This is a genomic window from Shewanella sp. T24-MNA-CIBAN-0130, from assembly GCF_040310185.1.
Taxonomy (GTDB): Bacteria; Pseudomonadota; Gammaproteobacteria; order Enterobacterales; family Shewanellaceae; genus Shewanella; species Shewanella psychromarinicola.
This window is the reverse complement of record NZ_JBEOPP010000419.1, coordinates 1-256: the sequence shown is the minus strand read 5'-3', so window position 1 is coordinate 256 and position 256 is coordinate 1. Positions and strand designations below refer to the sequence as shown.

The 256-nt window shown below is 44.9% G+C and carries 1 protein-coding gene; it reads left to right on the top strand.

Annotation, left to right across the window (positions count from 1 at the left end; genetic code table 11):
- Window positions 1–256: hypothetical protein (locus AAEZ02_RS22950; RefSeq protein ID WP_502959617.1), on the top strand; the 256-nt coding region annotated here is incomplete at both ends.

Here is a 256-nt window from a genome sequence, read left to right as displayed (position 1 = left end):
GGACACGCTTGGACTAACCGATATTTTAGCCATCACAGGCGATCCGTCTAAAATTGGAGACTTCCCAGGTGCGACATCTGTGTATGATTTAACCTCCTTTGATTTGATCCGTCTGATCAAACAATTTAACGAGGGGCTATCTTTCTCTGGGAAACCGCTCGGGAAAAAGACCAATTTTTCAGTGGCTGGCGCGTTTAATCCCAATGTCCGTCATATTGATAAAGCGGTCAAACGCCTCGAGAAGAAAATCGAATAC